General features: G+C 71.7%; 12 protein-coding genes. 7 read left to right on the top strand and 5 right to left on the bottom strand.

All coding sequences use genetic code 11. The annotated features are described in order from the left end of the window. Positions 1 to 124: 124 nt before the first annotated feature. From ACFVS9_RS32805 to ACFVS9_RS32820, 4 genes are all read right to left on the bottom strand, one after another. Entirely contained in the window at positions 125 to 1,990 is a 1,866-nt protein-coding gene (locus tag ACFVS9_RS32805) for a CocE/NonD family hydrolase (protein WP_389938430.1), read from the bottom strand. Positions 1,991 to 2,337: 347 nt separating this feature from the next. Then, the gene (locus tag ACFVS9_RS32810; RefSeq protein ID WP_383116322.1) at positions 2,338 to 2,724 is read right to left on the bottom strand and encodes a GntR family transcriptional regulator; all 387 of its coding nucleotides are present in this window, start codon (positions 2,722 to 2,724) and stop codon (positions 2,338 to 2,340) included. Then, positions 2,724 to 3,671: a DUF1648 domain-containing protein gene (locus tag ACFVS9_RS32815; protein ID WP_389938433.1), complete on the bottom strand. Its 948-nt coding sequence runs from the start codon at positions 3,669 to 3,671 to the stop codon at positions 2,724 to 2,726. Before ACFVS9_RS32815 ends, ACFVS9_RS32810 begins: the two co-directional genes overlap by 1 nt. A gap of 454 nt (positions 3,672 to 4,125) precedes the next feature. Beyond that, positions 4,126 to 4,473: a VOC family protein gene (locus tag ACFVS9_RS32820; RefSeq protein ID WP_383116324.1), complete on the bottom strand. Its 348-nt coding sequence runs from the start codon at positions 4,471 to 4,473 to the stop codon at positions 4,126 to 4,128. A gap of 134 nt (positions 4,474 to 4,607) precedes the next feature. Between ACFVS9_RS32820 and ACFVS9_RS32825 the strand changes: the two genes are divergently transcribed. After that, complete coding sequence (locus ACFVS9_RS32825) at positions 4,608 to 5,045, top strand: glutaredoxin domain-containing protein (protein WP_389938435.1); 438 nt, start codon at positions 4,608 to 4,610, stop codon at positions 5,043 to 5,045. Positions 5,046 to 5,248: 203 nt separating this feature from the next. Here the strand turns inward: ACFVS9_RS32825 and ACFVS9_RS32830 are convergent, their stop codons facing one another. Further along, positions 5,249 to 6,196: a methionyl-tRNA formyltransferase gene (locus tag ACFVS9_RS32830; RefSeq protein ID WP_389938438.1), complete on the bottom strand. Its 948-nt coding sequence runs from the start codon at positions 6,194 to 6,196 to the stop codon at positions 5,249 to 5,251. Positions 6,197 to 6,440: 244 nt separating this feature from the next. Here ACFVS9_RS32830 and ACFVS9_RS32835 point away from each other — a divergent pair, with 244 nt between their 5' ends. The 6 genes from ACFVS9_RS32835 to ACFVS9_RS32860 all read left to right on the top strand — a co-directional run bounded on the left by ACFVS9_RS32835 (position 6,441) and on the right by ACFVS9_RS32860 (position 13,924). Next, a complete protein-coding gene (locus ACFVS9_RS32835) occupies positions 6,441 to 7,796 on the top strand; it encodes a lysine N(6)-hydroxylase/L-ornithine N(5)-oxygenase family protein (RefSeq protein ID WP_389938441.1) in 1,356 nt (451 codons plus the stop codon). 120 nt (positions 7,797 to 7,916) lie between these two features. Then, on the top strand, positions 7,917 to 8,975 hold the full coding sequence (locus ACFVS9_RS32840; protein ID WP_389938444.1) for a FecCD family ABC transporter permease: 1,059 nt from the start codon (positions 7,917 to 7,919) through the stop codon (positions 8,973 to 8,975). Continuing rightward, positions 8,972 to 10,048, top strand: coding sequence for a FecCD family ABC transporter permease (locus ACFVS9_RS32845; protein WP_389938447.1), 1,077 nt, complete (start codon positions 8,972 to 8,974; stop codon positions 10,046 to 10,048). Before ACFVS9_RS32840 ends, ACFVS9_RS32845 begins: the two co-directional genes overlap by 4 nt. Positions 10,049 to 10,085: 37 nt before the next feature. Beyond that, positions 10,086 to 10,925, top strand: a complete 840-nt coding sequence (locus ACFVS9_RS32850; protein ID WP_383116350.1) for an ABC transporter ATP-binding protein — start codon at positions 10,086 to 10,088, stop codon at positions 10,923 to 10,925. Positions 10,926 to 11,040: 115 nt separating this feature from the next. After that, positions 11,041 to 12,093, top strand: a complete 1,053-nt coding sequence (locus ACFVS9_RS32855) for an iron-siderophore ABC transporter substrate-binding protein (protein WP_383116330.1) — start codon at positions 11,041 to 11,043, stop codon at positions 12,091 to 12,093. 43 nt (positions 12,094 to 12,136) lie between these two features. Continuing rightward, complete coding sequence (locus tag ACFVS9_RS32860; RefSeq protein ID WP_383116331.1) at positions 12,137 to 13,924, top strand: ABC transporter ATP-binding protein; 1,788 nt, start codon at positions 12,137 to 12,139, stop codon at positions 13,922 to 13,924. The last annotated feature ends 101 nt before the right edge of the window (positions 13,925 to 14,025 follow it).

A 14,025-nucleotide genomic window follows, 5' to 3' on the forward strand; every position in this document is an offset into this window, starting at 1 on the left:
CATGGTAGTTTCTTTAATTGTCTCCGGCTGGGCGGGCCACCCGCCCCCCGCCCGTTGGGGTTTTATCGCGGGGGGGGGGGTGGTGGCGCCGCGGGCGCCGCGGCGCGCCGACCCCGCCCCGGTGTCAGAGGCGGCCGCCGGGAACGACCCTGAACGTGGCCGGACCGGCCGGAAGGGGCGCCGTGTACTGGCGCAGATAGGTGTCCAGATACGGGGAGCGGGCGCCGCCGGTGGCGACGTCGTCGGACGGGTCGTCCAGGGCCAGCGCGAGCTGTGCCTTCGTGACCTTGATCGTCTCCCCGGAAGGGGTGTCACGCCAGGAGCCGGTCTGGATGGACCCGATGCGCACCGCCAGGACGTGCCCGGCCGCCAGGGTCCAGTCGGTCGACTTGAGGTCCACGGTGAGCTTGCGGGTGTTCAGGAGCGAGACCTGCTCGTCGAACATGACCGCGGTGCCGTCGGGGGCGACGTCGTACAGCTTGAGCATCACGTTGCCCTTGCCTTCAGCGGTGAGGGAGATCTTCGGGGTGCCGGTCACCCGCACGGCCTTCCTGAGCGGTTCGGACCGGACCGTGAAGTTCGACGTGACGGCCCCCGCCCCCTGGATCAGGGCCTTCCCTTCGGCCGGGCCCTCAGGTGCGGCCGGCTCGATCGAGGGGGCGTTCTCCAGGTCCCAGTTCCCGGAGGACTTCAGGCGTTCCGGGGCTGCCGGGGCGAGGGTGCCTGCGGAGGAGAGGCCGCCGTCGTCCACGTACGAGCCGCCGCCGAGGGAGATGTTCACGGAGCGCTCGACCACCGGCCAGGTCTTCTGGGCCCGCCACGCGCCGGTGGAGTCCTCGACGGAGTAGGCCGGGTAACGGACGGCCGGCTTGATGCCCTTGAGGTACTGGTCGTAGAAGGAGAGCGTCTCGTCGTACCAGCCCTCACGGCCCATCGACAGCCGGCCGTCACTCGTGCGGTCCCCGCCGCGTACGTGCTCCCACTGGCCGACCCAGCCGCGCTCGGGGCCCTTGTGGTTGTCCAGGTACTCCTGCATCTCCTCGGGCTTCGTGTTGTTCTCGATGAAGCCCTGGGTCACGAAGAGCGGGGTGTCCGTGCCCTTGGCCGCCTTCGCCAGGTCGCGGGAGGTCCAGAACGGGTCCTTCTGGTCGGCGATCCGGTATCCGGCCGCGTTCCCGGTCAGGCACTCCGGATGGGCTTCCTCGTAACGCGAGTTGGCCAGATAGCGCGGGTCGTCGTCCGGCAGCTGGGGGAGCGTGGCGATGGAGTTGTACGCGTTGGCGGTGCCGGTGACGTTCGGGCGGGGCACGCCGTTGGAGTAGATGTACTGGTACATGTCCCAGACGGGTTCCTGGGCGACGACGGCCTTCAGCGCCCGCAGGTCCAGGTTGTTCCCCATGAGGCCGGTGGCGGCGTCGTAGGACTTGCCGTAGAGGCCCACCGCGCCGGTGGACCAGGGCTGCTTCGCGGCCCAGTCGATCGCCGCCTTCACGTCCGCCTGCTCCCCGGGACCGCCCCAGTCGAGGCAGCCGGTGGACCCGCCGAAGCCGCGCAGGTCGACCATGACGAAGGCGTAGCCCTGGTCGAACAGGTCGGTGCCCTCGATGAAGTCCTGGAAGCGGTCGGAGGGGCCGGTGTGGCTCCAGCCCTCGGCACCGGTCTGTCCGGAGTGCCCGAAGTACGGGCCGACCGACAGGATGACGGGCACCTTCGCCTTCCTCGGAAGACCCTCGGGGAGCAGCACGTCGGCGTGCAGTTCGGTGCCGGAGCGGTCCGACGACGGGAAGTAGTGCTGCGTCCAGAGGGAGCCCTCCGGGACGCGGTCGTTCTCCTCGTGCGTGACGGGGTCGGTCGCCGAGGCGACCGCTCCCGGGCCGCCCCGCGCGGCGGTGGGCCCGGAGGCGGCCGCGGGGCCGGAGAGGAGCCCGGTCAGGGCGAGGGTGGTGACGAGTGCGGAGGCGGCCAGACTGGCCGTGCGACGTGCTCTCACATGCTTCTCCCGGCTGGGTGGGTACGGGGTTTCGCAGTGGTGCAGGCCGAGCAGCGGTCTCCGGTCCGCCGTGAGGCACGACCGTGGCCGTACGCGCCCGCGGAGCTGGGTCACCGTCGCGAACGCGAACCGGAGCCGACGGCGCAGGAGTCTATGATCACTCCGGCCCCGCTTCAACAGGCCGGTGTGTCAACCGTGTTACCGATGCGACCGAGGACCCGCCGGCGTACCGGCCCGTGCCCCGGTGAACGGGCCGGACGGGATGTGACACGGCCGACCCCCTGTCCGTCGCACGTGACAGGGGGCGGCGCAGCCGGGGGAGCGGGCGGCGGCACCGCCTCCCGGTCTCAGGGCGCGGGCGGTGCGGTGACGGGTGTGTCCCCGAGGGCGGTGTGGACCAGGGACAGGAACTCCTGGTCCGTGAGAGCGAGTTCCCGTGCCTCGTCGACGAGCGCCTGTACGGCCTCGGCGATCCGCGCCCGGCCCGGGGCACCGGGTGCGGCGGTGATCACCGCACCCCGGCCGCGGCGCAGCTCCAGCAGGCCCTCGTCGCGCAGCCGCTGGAAGCCGCGCAGAACGGTGTGCACGTTGACGCCCAGGGACTCGGCGACCTCGCGGGCGGGCGGCAGCCGCTCACCCGGAGCGGCCGTGCCGTCGGCGATCGCGCCCCGGACACAGGCGGCGATCTGCTCGCCCAGGGGTACGGGCGAGCCGGGAAGGACACGGAACAGCATTACTGGTCGCGCTCCCTCGCGTCGCGGTCCGTCAGGCCGTTGAGCAGCGCGGCCGCGGTGGTCGAGTCGTCGACGGTGACCACGTACTCGCGTCCGCCCGTCGTACGGACCGAGAGCGCCTCGCCCGAACGCAGCAGGACACCCCGCCGGTTCGGGCGGATCCGGTACCCCCAACCGCCGAATTCCGTCATGGCGTTGACCCGGACGCTGCCCGCGTCCGCGATGCTGCCCAGCGGCAGGGCGAGGCGCGGCCTGGGCAGGACCGTGGAGGTGACCGTGAGCCCCCGCCGGTCGACGGTGACCCGGACCGCGGCGGCCGCGCCGCAGACCAGGCCGATGACCAGCGGTGCCAGGCCCCGCTGCCACGAGCCGAACGCCACCGTGAACACCCCGGCGACCACGATGGCGCCGGCCGCGAGCAGCAGGACGCGGGAGACGATCGTGCGGCTCCAGGCCGCCGCCTCGCCGTCGGCCAGCGGCAGGGAAGCCGCCGACGTGGGCTCGGGGTGCTGCTCCTCGTCCATCAGCCACCAGACCAGTGCCCCGACGGCGACGCCCGCGAGCAGCAGCACCGCCACGTGCCACAGCGGCAGCCGTACGCCCGACGAGTCCTGGACGTCCACGTTGACCAGCACGGTGAGGACCAGCGGATAGCCGAGGGCGACGGCCGTGCCGGCCCCGAGCGCGGTGTTGAGCCGCGACCCCGCGTTCTTCCCGGAGGCCACGGACAGGACGGTGAACAGCAGGCCGAGGCCCACGAGCAGACCGCACCCGGTCCACAGCGCGGTGGTCCGGCCCATGAAGGCGTCGGCCCCACCGCCCCCCGAGAAGTGGGTGGCGATTCGCTGCGGCAGCCGGTCGTGGTACGCCAGGAAAGTACCGAGGTACGCGGCTGTGGCGGCGCCGAACGGCACGGCTGTCAGGGCGGCCCTTCTGATGGCGTTCATCTTCTCCCCCTCAACTTGTTCGCATTGAATTAGAACAATAGCAGTGCGGTGGGCCGGTGAGGAGAGGGAGGGGAGGGGCCGCGCCTGCGGGTGAGGGGAATCGTGTGTGCCGCGGCGGCCGTCACCTCGCGGGAGGGGCGGGGCCGCCGTCGCCCGGCCGTGCCCCGGTCCCGGCGCCTCCCGTCGCCCCGCTGCGGGGTGCCGGACCGGACGGGCAGGGGCAGCCGGCCGTCGGTGCGGAAGGGGAGGCCCGGCGGCGTGCGCCCTGTCGTCCGGCGGTGAGGGGTCCGGCGGGCCGGGCCGCCGGGTGTGTGCTCGCCCCCTGCCCGCGCGTCGAGTGCTACGGCCGGTCCCAGGGGAGCCGCCGCGGTGAGCACGAGGCCGTGCGTGAGCACCGGATCCGCTGCCGGAGGGCGGCGGCGGATCCGGCTGCCGTACAGGGGGCAGCGGCGGGTCATCGGTGGCTCAGTACGTTGATCACCTTGCCGTTGGGGTCCCGGACGAAGAACCGGCGCACCCCCCACTCCTCGTCCCGCAACGGGTACACGATGTCCGCCCCGCTCTGCCGCACGGCCTCGTGGACCGCCTCCACGTCGTCCACCTCCACGCTCATGTCGGGCACGACCGGCGCGCTCCTGTCGCCGCTCGTGAAGGTGATCTGCGCCGTGGGGTTGGAGGGGGACGCAAGCGTCGTGACCCACCCGTGGTTCATGACCTCCTCGAACCCCAGGAGGCCGTAGAAGTCGCGGCTCTCCTCCATGGCTTCCGAGCGGATGTCGGGCACGACCCGGCGGACGGACATGGGTGACTCCTGCCGAGAGGACGGAACGGACGTGCCCTCATTCTCCGGGCAGCGGGCACGGAAGGGCCGTCGGCGCGACCGCCGCGTGGCCGCGTCGGTGCGCCGCCCCGTGGCCACCGGTAGCCTGCCTTCCCATGATGCGTAGCTGGATCCTGCCGGTATGGCTCCTGGCCTGCGGCTTGTTCGCCGCCGCCGCGACGGTCGGCGGAGGGACCGTCGGGGCCGCCCTCGTACCGGCCCTGGCGTTCGTCCTGCTCGCGGTCCTGTACTCGCCGCTGGTGTTCCCCCGGCCGGTCGGGGCGGCGGAGGCGGTGCGCCGCAGCGCCGCCGACGGGCGGCCGGTCGTCTACTGGCGGGCGGGCTGCGTGTACTGCCTCCGCCTGCGGATCCGGCTGGGGCGGAACGCGGGCCGGCTGCACTGGGTGGACATCAAGCGCGACCCGGCCGGAGCGGCGGCGGTGCGGGCGGCCAACGGCGGCGACGAGACGGTGCCGACCGTGGTCGTGGCGGGCCGCCCGCACACCAACCCCGATCCCGGATGGGTACGCGAGCAGCTTCGGCCGCCCACGTGACGGGGCGTGCCGGACGCGGTGACCGGTGACGCGGCCGGAGCGCGGGGCGGACCGGCTGTCCGGGGCCCGTCGTGACCGGGCTCACCGCCGCCGCTGAAGCGGCGTGCGACACCCCCGACGGCCGGTGCCGCCGGAGCGGGGCGCGCCGGGCCCCCGTCCGCCGGGACCGGCACGGGGTGCCCGGCGGACGGGGGCCGTGACCGTCAGGGACGGCTGGTCAGATAGCCGCCCATGGAGGTGAAGTACTCCGTGGCGGGCACTTCCCGGCCGTCCTCGGTGCGCACCCGGGTGATGGCCAGACCGTGGTTGCGGCCGGTGCGGGCGTCGGATCCGGCGACGATGACCACGCCGTCGCCCTCGCGGTAGAAGACGCGCCCGGGCGTTCCGCCGTAGCGGTTCTCGGACACCACGGCGGCGAGCACCTCGATGCGCCGGCCCCGGTGGAAGGTGAAGGCGCTGGGGTACGGCTCCGACTGGGCGCGGACCAGGCGTTCCAGGTCCTCGGCGGGCCAGTTCCAGTCGATGCGGATGTCCTCGGCCGAGCGCTTGTGGAAGAACGTCGCCAGGGAGCGGTCCTGGCGGGTGAACTCGGTCTTCCCCTCGGCGATCAGACCGAGTGCGCCCGTGGTCACCGGGCCGATGAGATCGACCGTCTTGTGGAAGAGGTCCGTGGCGGTGTCCGTCGGGCCGACCGGAACGGCCTCCTGCCGGACGATGTCACCGGCGTCCAGCTCGTCGTTCATCATGTGCGCGGTGACGCCCACTTCGGACTCGCCGTTGATCAGGGCCCAGATCAGCGGGGAGAAACCCGCGTACTTCGGCAGCAGCGAATCGTGGATGTTCAGCGTGCCGTGGCGGGGGAGGCCGAAGATGCGCGGAGGGATCCAGGTCCGCCAGTTGTTGGCCACGATGATGTCCGGGGCCGCCTCCTCCAGACGCGCGAACAGCTCGTCGTCGTCGGGACGGTTGCGGATCAGCACCGGCACGCCCCGCGCCTCGGCGAGATCGGCGACGGAGTCGCTCCAGATCTTCTCGTACGCGTGCTCGCTCTTGGGGTGTGTCACGACCAGCACCACGTCGTGCTCGGAATCCAGGAGGGCTTGCAGGGTGCGATGCCCCCAGGTCTGGTACCCGAACATGACGACCCGCATGTGTTCCTCCTCGTTACAGGGACTGACGAGTGTCTAGTAAAGCGAGGCTTGCCTTACTCTGCAACAGGGCACCCTCGCCGACCTGTTGGCGGGGGTCGGCGTCCGGTCGTCCTCATGGCGCCCTATCGACAGCTCCGACAGATGAGCTTAGGCTCACCTAAATTACAGCGGGCCACCCTGTTCGGTGTGCCCGGTCTTGGGTTTCCCGCGACTTCAGGCGGCTTCCCCGCACGATGGGAGTGACATGTCACCGGTTCGGCCTGGCGACGCACCACAGGTCCACGACCTCATCGGGATCGGCTTCGGGCCGTCCAACGTGGCCATGGCGATAGCGATCAGCGAGCACAACGCGGGCGCCGGAGAACAGAAGCCGTTCGCCGCCCACTTCTTCGAACAGCAGCCCCGCTTCGGATGGCACCGCGGGATGCTGATCGACGACGCGACCATGCAGGTGTCCTTCCTCAAGGACCTGGTCACGCTCCGGAACCCGACCAGCGAGTTCAGCTTCCTCTGCTACCTGCAGAGCAAGGGCCGGCTGGTCGACTTCATCAACCACAAGAACCTCTTCCCCCTGCGGGTCGAGTTCCACGACTACTTCGAGTGGGCCGCCGCCAAGGTCGGCGACATGGTCTCCTACGGCCACGAGGTGGTCGGCGTCACGCCGGTCCTGGTCGACGGGGCCGAGGAGTACCTGGACGTGACGGTCCGTTCGGCGGAGGGGCTCGTGGTCCACCGGGCCCGCAACGTCGTCATCGGGACCGGTCTGCGACCGCTCATGCCCGAGGGAGTGGAGCGCGGGGACCGCGTCTGGCACAACTCCGACCTGCTGGCCAAGGTGGACGGGATCGAGGGCACCTCGCCCTCCCGGTTCGTCGTCGTGGGAGCGGGGCAGAGCGCCGCGGAGAACGTCGCCTACCTGCACCGCCGCTTCCCCGAGGCCGAGGTCTGCGCGGTCTTCTCCCGCTACGGCTACAGTCCCGCCGACGACAGCAGCTTCGCCAACCGGATCTTCGATCCCGGGGCGGTCGACGAGTACTTCGCCGCACCAGGCGACGTCAAACGCCGGCTGATGGACTACCACGGCAACACCAACTACTCCGTGGTGGACATCGACCTGATCGACGACCTGTACCGGCAGACGTACCAGGAGAAGGTCCTCGGCACCGAGCGGCTGCGCTTCCTCAACGTGTCCCGGCTCGTCGCCGTCGAGGAGCAGCAGGACACGGTCAAGGCCACGGTGAAGTCCCTGGTCACGGGGGAGGAGACCGTCATGGACGCCGACGTCGTGGTCTTCGCCACCGGCTACAGCCCCGTCGACCCGCTCGGCCTCCTCGGCGAGGTCGGGGCCCGCTGCCTCCGCGACGAGGAGGGGCGCGTGCGCGTCGAGCGCGACTACCGCATCACGACCGATCCGGGACTGCGCTGCGGCATCTACCTCCAGGGCGGGACGGAACACACGCACGGCATCACCTCCGCGCTGCTCTCCAACACGGCGATCCGGGTCGGCGAGATCCTGGACTCCCTCCTCGACCGCAGCGTCAAGGGCGCCCCCGACGAGGCCCGCCTGGTCGCCGAGGGGGCCGGCGGCACCGCCGGATAGTCCGCGCGGCGCCACCGTCACGGGCATTCCGCCCCGGAGCCGAAGGTGCCCGGCCGGAGGGGCGCGGGCCCCCAACTGCCCGTGAAACGTACGCAGATCAAAGGGATATCGTTCGTCGACATGAGCACGACTACAGCGGAGCGTTCCGCTCCCGGGAGCGCCACCGAAGCACCTCGGAGACGAGGTGTCGGCCTGGGCGTGCTGGTGGCGGTCCTCGCGATCGGCGCCGCCGCGTCGCTGGCCGTCGGTGCGCGGGCGCTGAGTCCCGCGGAGGTGTGGCACGGTCTGTCCGCCGCGCCGGAATCGGACCAGCGCCTCACCGAGATCAGGCTCATCGTGCGGACGGTGCGGGTGCCCCGGACGGTGCTCGCGATCGTCGCGGGCATCGCCCTGGGGACCGGCGGCGCGCTGATCCAGGGCTACACACGCAACCCGATCGCGGACACCGGCCTGCTCGGTGTGAACTCCGGCGCCTCGTTCGCCGTGGTGACGGCCATCGCGGTGTTCGGCTTCACCTCCCCCTTCCAGTACGTCTGGTTCGGATTCCTGGGGGCGGCCGTCGCCGGTGTGGTCGTGTTCGGGCTGTCGAGCATCGGGCGGGGGGCCGGCAACCCGCTGACCCTCGCGCTGGCCGGCCAGGGGGTCACGGTGTTCCTCGCGGCGATGACGACCGCTGTCGCGCTGTCGGACCTCAAGTCGCTGAACGCCCTGCGCTTCTGGAACGCGGGCTCGGTGGCCGGTGTCGGCTTCGACGTCATCTGGCCGGTCATCGGGTTCATCGCGTGCGGACTGGTCCTGGCCCTCACCACGCTGCCCTCCCTCAACCTCCTCAACCTGGGGGACGACGTGGCGCGCGGGCTGGGCGTGAACATCGCGCTGAGCCGGACCGTGGGCATCGCGGCCGTCACCCTGCTCGCCGGGGCGGCCACGGCGGCCTGCGGCCCCATCGCGTTCCTCGGCCTGATGGTCGCCCATGTGGCCCGGTACCTGACCGGGCCCGACTACCGCTGGCTGGTGCCGTACGCGGGTCTGCTCGGTGCCGTCGTCCTCCTGGTCTGCGACATCGTGGGACGTCTGGTGGTGCGTCCGGGCGAGCTGGACGCCGGAGTCGTCGTCGCCCTGCTCGGTGCCCCGTTCTTCGCGGCTCTCGTATGGCGTGGAAAGTTCAGGAGCGCATGAACGGGACAGAGGTGAAGCGGTCGGTGGCCCCCGGCGTCCGGCTCGGTGCGATGTCGTTCGTCTGGCGGCCCTGGATCGTGGGCGTCACCCTGCTGCTGGCCGTGGCCACCTTCCTGGTGTTCTGCGTGTCCGTCGGGGTCGGGGACTTCCCCATCGCCCTGCCCCGCGTGATCGCCACCATCCTGGGCCGGGGCGAGCAGGTCGACGAGTTCGTCATCATGGATCTGCGGATGCCGCGCGCCCTGGCCGGACTTCTCGTGGGGATCGCCCTGGGGCTGTCCGGGGCCATCACGCAGTCCGTCGCCCGCAATCCGCTGGCGAGCCCCGACATCCTGGGGATCACCGGGGGAGCGAGCGCCGTCGCCGTCTTCCTGGTGACGGTGTCGGGCGGTGCGGCCACCGCGGTCGTCAGCACGGTGGGCCTGTCGGCGGCGGCGCTCGCGGGCGGCCTCGGCACGGGTCTGCTGGTCTACTTCCTGGCATGGCGGCGCGGGATCGACGGATTCCGGCTCATCCTCATCGGGATCTCGGTGACCGCCGTGATGGAGGCGATCACGACCTGGCTCCTCGCCACCGCCGACATCAGGGACGTGGCCCGGGCGCAGGCCTGGCTGGTCGGCTCGCTGGACAACCGGTCCTGGGACGAGGTCCGGACGGTGTTCTGGTGCTCGCTCGTCCTCGTGGTGGTGGTGGCCGCCGCCGCTTTCCAGTTCAAGCCCATGCACCTGGGGGACGAGATCGCCGCCGGGCTGGGTGTCCGCTTCACGCGGGTGCGGGCGGTCCTCCTGCTGTGCGCGGTCCTGCTGGCCGCCTCCGCGGTGAGCGCGGCCGGCCCGGTGCCCTTCGTGGCCCTGGTGGCCCCGCAGGTGGCGATGCGTCTGGCGCGCTGCCCCACACCGCCCCTGGTGGCCTCCGGGCTGGTGGGCGCCCTGCTGCTGATCGGCGCGGACCTGATCGCGCGGGCGGCGCTGCCGGTCTCCCTCCCGGTCGGCGTGGTCACCGCGGCGATCGGCGGTCCCTTCCTGGTGTACCTGCTGGTGCGGGCGAACCTCAGGCAGTCGGCACATGGCTGACCAAGACGACCGTACGGACCGGACAACGGGGGAACCTGTGGACACCCAGCACATCACGAAGACCGATTCCGCGGCCGGGACCGTCCCACGGCTGGCGGCCAGGGGAGTGACGGTCGGCTACGGCGGCCGGACCGTCATCGACGGACTCGACGTGTCGGTGCCGCCGGGGCTGATCACCACGATCATCGGCCCCAACGGCTGCGGGAAGTCGACCCTGTTGCGCACCCTGACGAGGCTGCTCAGGCCGACGGCGGGCGCGGTCGTGCTGGACGGCGAGGACATCGTCAAGCTCCGGACCAGGGACGTGGCGAAGAAGCTCGGCCTCCTGCCGCAGGCACCGGTCGCACCGGAAGGGCTGACGGTGGCCGACCTGGTCGCGAGGGGGCGCCACCCGCACCAGAGCTGGCTGCGGCAGTGGTCGTCGGACGACGCCTCCGTCGTGGAACGCGCGCTCGCCATGACCGGGGTGTCCGACCTGGCCGGCCGGCCGGTGGACTCGCTCTCCGGCGGCCAGCGCCAGCGCGTCTGGATATCCATGACGCTGGCTCAGGGCACCGACCTGCTGCTGCTGGACGAGCCGACCACCTATCTCGACCTGGCGCACGCGATCGACGTGCTCGACCTGGTGGACGACCTGCACGAATCGGGCCGCACCGTGGTGATGGTGCTGCACGACCTCAATCTGGCCACCCGTTACAGCGACCACCTCGTCGTCATGCGGGCCGGGTCGATCCTGGCGCAGGGGCACCCGCGTGACGTGATCACGGCCGATCTCCTGTACGAGGCGTTCGGGCTGCGGGCCAGGGTGATCGACGACCCGGTGGGCGACCGTCCGCTCATCGTGCCCATCGGTCGCACGCATGTGCAGCTCAACTGAGGTGCCAGTAAGGGAAATAGCTATAGTTAGGCTAGGCTAACCTCATCATGTGTGGGTAAGGTTTGGCTGCCCTCAGACGGGTGTAGCGGACAGCGCGAAAGCAGGGGATGTACGGATGCTCTTCCACAGATCGATGTTTCCGAAGACATGGCGGCGGGTGGCGGCGACTCTCTCCGCGGTGACGCTCGGCGTCGGCCTTCTCGCGGGATGCGGGTCGGACCCGGAGGACGGGACGGCCGACAAGGCCCCGGCGGCCGCCGCCGGCGCGTTTCCGGTGACCGTGGAGCACGCGTTCGGATCCACCGAGATCACCAAGGCCCCCCAGCGGGTCGTCTCCGTCGGCTACACCGACGACCAGGCCATCCTCGCGCTCGGCATCAAGCCGGTCGGCATGGTCGACCAGTACCCGAACCCGGCCGGCACGTCGCCCGACATCAACACCCAGTGGCCCTGGGTGAAGGACAAGTGGGGCGACACCCGCCCCGAGGTCGTGATGAGCAACGGCGACTCGGGCCCCAACTACGAGAAGATCGCCGCACTCCGGCCCGACCTGATCATCGCGGTCTACTCCGAGATCGACCGGGCCGCCTACGACAAGCTCTCCAGGATCGCCCCCACCGTGGGCCGCACCAAGGCCGAGAAGGAACTCTTCAGCGCGCCCTGGCAGGACAACGCCGTCCACATCGCCAAGGCGCTCGGCAAGGAGGACGAGGGCGCCGCACTGGTGAAGGGCATCCAGGGCAAGCTCGACGCCGCCCGCGAGGCGCACCCGGAGTTCGCCGGCCAGACCGCCGTCGCACTGTCCTGGTACGAGGACTCGGTCGCGCCCTTCACCACGACCGACGTACGCGGACGGCTGGTGACGGGCATCGGCTTCGAGGGAGCGACCAAGGTCGACGAGATCGCGGGTGACAAGTTCTACACCCAGCTCTCCCCCGAGCGCATGGACCTGGTCGACGTGGACCGCATCTTCGTCGTCAACGACAAGGCGGACCAGGACGCGCTGAAGAAGTTCGAGCTGTTCGCCAACCTGTCCGCGGTCAAGGCCGGGAAGGTGTCGTACCTGCTGGACAGCGAGGGCCCGGCCGTCGGCGCCGCCATGTCCCAGGGAACCCTGCTCTCCCTGCCGTACGCGATCGACGAACTCGTCAAGTCGGTCGACCGGTGAGGCCCGTCGCCCGCGTCCGCCGCCGACCTGGTCCGGTTCCTGAGTGAGCAGCACCGACACGCGCGTCGCCCCGGCCACCCTGCGCACGGCCGCCGGAGGCGAGTCCACCCGATGGGTCGTCGCGCGGTGCCGCGAGGTGCCCTGGCTGACGGCCGGCACCGTGCTCACCACGGTGGCCGGGGCGGCGCTCCAGGTGCTTCCTGTGCTCCTGCTCGGCCGGGTGGTCGACGGCGTGGTCGAGGGCGACGGCCGCTCGGTGCTGCTCACCATCGGGATCCTGATGGGCGTCGCCGCGCTGCTCGGCGCGGCGGCCACCGCGGCGTCCACGTACCTGATCGGACGGCTGGGGGCGGACCTTCTCGCACAGCTGCGGGAAGCCGCCGTCCGGGCCGTGCTGGGGATGCCGAGCGCACGGATCGAGCAGGTCGGCCGGGGGGACGTGCTGTCCCGGGTCGGCGACGACGTGGCCGTACTCTCCCGGGGCATCCGCACGGCGATCCCCACGGTGTTCTCGGCGGGTGTGCTGGTCGCCATCGCCACGATCGGCATGTTCGGACTCGACTGGAGGCTCGGCCTGGCCGGCGCGGGCGCCCTGCCCGCGTACGCGCTGGCCCTGCGCTGGTACCTGCCCAGGTCCGCCCCGATGTACCGGCAGCAGAGGGCCGCCCAGGCCGACCGCGCGCAGGCGCTGATCAGCGGCCTGAACGGGATCGACACGGTCCGGGCCTACCGGCTGGAGGAGGCCTTCCGCGAGAAGGTCACCGCCGAGTCGTGGCGCGTGCGCGACCTCGGCATCAAAGTCTTCCGCGTCTTCGGCCGGTTCGTCGGCCGGGAGAACCGCGCCGAGTTCATCGGGCTGGTCCTGATCCTCGTCGTGGGATACGTCCTGCTGGAGACCGGGTCCGCGAGCCTGGGCGACGTCTCCGCCGCGCCCCTCATGTTCCACCGGCTGTTCACCCCGCTGGGCGCCATCATGTTCACCTTCGACGAGGCGCAGAAGTCGGGCGCGAGCCTCACCCGGCTGGTCGGCGTCCTGGGGGAGCCCTCCGAGGACCGGCTGGTCGGCGACGCCTCCGCGGCGCCCGCCGAGGTCATGCCGTACCCGGTGGCGGTGCGGGGGCTGACCTTCAGTTACCCCGGCGCCGAGGAGCCGGTCCTGCGGGACGTCAGCCTGGAGATCCCGGCCGGCCGGTCGCTCGCCCTGGTGGGGGCGACCGGCGCGGGCAAGTCGACCCTCGCCGCCCTCATCGCGGGCATCGGCACGCCGCAGGCGGGCTCGGTGCGCATCGGGCCGAACGACCTGGCCGGCCTGGACGAGGCGGGCGCACGCGCCCTGGTGAGCATCCTGACCCAGGAGACGCACGTGTTCTCCGGTCCGCTCGCCGACGACCTGCGCCTCGCCGCACCGCTGGCGACCGACGCCGAACTGATGGACGCGCTGCGCACCGTCGGTGCCGACCGGTGGGCCGAGGCGCTGCCCGACGGGTTGGACACCATGGTCGGTGAGGGCGGCGAACGCCTGGACGTCACCAAGGTCGCCCAGGTCGCCCTGGCCCGGCTGGTGCTGAACCGTGCCGCGGTGGTGGTGCTCGACGAGTCGACCGCGGAGGCCGGCAGCGAGGGAGCCGCCGCGCTGGAGCGCGCCGTACAGGCCGCGTGCTCGGGCCGGACCACGCTGTTCGTGGCCCACCGGCTCACCCAGGCCATGGCGGCGGACCGGATCGCCGTGCTGGACGCGGGACGCGTGGTGGAGGAGGGGACCCACGAGGAACTGGTGGCCCTGGGCGGACGGTACGCCCGCCTGTGGCGTGCCTGGCGCGAGGGAAGTTAGGACTCCGCCCCGCCCGTCCCACCCCCGGACGCGCCGCGCCGCGCGGCGTCGTCCCAGGCGCCGCCCGGCGCCCGGCCCGCCCCCTGATCCGGCCTGATCCG

The organism is Streptomyces sp. NPDC058008, assembly GCF_042886395.1.
Lineage (GTDB): Bacteria > Actinomycetota > Actinomycetes > Streptomycetales > Streptomycetaceae > Streptomyces.

Bases quoted from the DNA above. Each gene is read 5' to 3' on its own strand.
- ACFVS9_RS32810 (WP_383116322.1), bottom strand. From the start codon at position 2,724: ATGCTGTTCCGTGTCCTTCCCGGCTCGCCCGTACCCCTGGGCGAGCAG.
- ACFVS9_RS32815 (WP_389938433.1), bottom strand. From the start codon at position 3,671: ATGAACGCCATCAGAAGGGCCGCCCTGACAGCCGTGCCGTTCGGCGCC.
- ACFVS9_RS32820 (WP_383116324.1), bottom strand. From the start codon at position 4,473: ATGTCCGTCCGCCGGGTCGTGCCCGACATCCGCTCGGAAGCCATGGAG.
- ACFVS9_RS32825 (WP_389938435.1), top strand. From the start codon at position 4,608: ATGATGCGTAGCTGGATCCTGCCGGTATGGCTCCTGGCCTGCGGCTTG.
- ACFVS9_RS32830 (WP_389938438.1), bottom strand. From the start codon at position 6,196: ATGCGGGTCGTCATGTTCGGGTACCAGACCTGGGGGCATCGCACCCTG.
- ACFVS9_RS32835 (WP_389938441.1), top strand. From the start codon at position 6,441: ATGTCACCGGTTCGGCCTGGCGACGCACCACAGGTCCACGACCTCATC.
- ACFVS9_RS32840 (WP_389938444.1), top strand. From the start codon at position 7,917: ATGAGCACGACTACAGCGGAGCGTTCCGCTCCCGGGAGCGCCACCGAA.
- ACFVS9_RS32845 (WP_389938447.1), top strand. From the start codon at position 8,972: ATGAACGGGACAGAGGTGAAGCGGTCGGTGGCCCCCGGCGTCCGGCTC.
- ACFVS9_RS32855 (WP_383116330.1), top strand. From the start codon at position 11,041: ATGCTCTTCCACAGATCGATGTTTCCGAAGACATGGCGGCGGGTGGCG.